General features: G+C 76.9%; 1 protein-coding gene. It reads right to left on the reverse strand.

Annotation, left to right across the window (positions count from 1 at the left end):
• On the reverse strand, positions 1-915 hold a 915-nt coding region (locus E1293_RS47090), incomplete at its 3' end, for a 1-phosphofructokinase family hexose kinase (protein ID WP_243717604.1).
• Positions 916-1,145 lie beyond the last annotated feature (230 nt).

The following is a 1,145-nucleotide window of genomic DNA, read 5'->3' on the forward strand; positions in this document are numbered from 1 at the left end:
GTCGGGGCGCGGGTGGATGCGGACGATGTCGCGCCGGACGTCGGCGGCGCCCGGCATCCGGCTCGCCGGCATCCGCACGGCCGCGGCGCCCCAGGCGAGGGCCTCGGCGAGCGCGCGGGGGCCGCGCGCCCCGGCGGCGAGGAACCCGGCGAGCAGCGCGTCGCCGGCGCCGACCGTGCTGCGCGGGCGGGCGACGGGCGCCTCGCCGGTGAGGACGCCGTCGTCGTCGACCAGCACGGCGCCCTCGGCGCCGAGGCTGACCAGGACGGCGCGGGCCCCGCGCGCCCGCAGCTCCCCGGCGGCCTCGACGGCGTCGGCGACGGTGTCGACCGGGCCGCCCGCGGCCTCGGCGAGCTCCTCCCGGTTCGGTTTGATCAGGTCGGGGGCCGCCGTGACGGCGGCGCGCAGCGCGGGGCCGCTGGAGTCGACCGCCACGCGGCTGCCGTCCGGCGCGAACCGGCGGCACAGCTCGGCGTAGGTGGTGTCCGGGACGCCGGGCGGGAGGCTGCCGCAGCCGACGACCCAGCTCGCGGTGCCGGCCTCGGCCGCGACCGCGGCCGCCACCACGGCGCCGACCTCGTCCAGCTCGGCGGGCGACAGCGGGCCGCCGGGCTCGTTCAGCTTGGTGACGACGCCGCCCGGCTCGACGATCGTGACGTTGGACCGGGTCCGTCCCGCGACGCGCACGGCGTGCACCCGCAGCTCCCCGGTCTCCAGCAGCCGGCGCAGCTGGTCGCCGTCGGCGCCGCCCACCGCGACCACGGCGGTGGAGGCGATGCCGTTGGCCAGCAGCGCCCGGGACACGTTGACGCCCTTGCCGCCCGGGTCCAGCCGCGCGGACCGGGCCCGGATGACCGTGCCGCGGGTCAGCACGTCCACCTCGATCGTGCGGTCGAGGCTGGGGTTGAGCGTCACCGTCACGATCATGTGCGCGCCGTTCTCCGGTCCATGTGGGTTCCCTCCCGTTTGTATTTGTTTCCCCTTTATTTATGCCCGTTTGAGTGCCGGGGTCAAGAGGTGCGCCGGGCATGGTCGTCTTGTCCGATCGTGGGGAGGATGATCGGTAGTGGGCGGTGCGGTGCGCGAGGCGGGAGGGGCGTCGTGATCCGGAGCGAAGCGGCCGCGGCGGGGACGGAGGACGAGGA

It is taken from the genome of Actinomadura darangshiensis, from assembly GCF_004349235.1.
Taxonomy (GTDB): domain Bacteria; phylum Actinomycetota; class Actinomycetes; order Streptosporangiales; family Streptosporangiaceae; genus Spirillospora; species Spirillospora darangshiensis.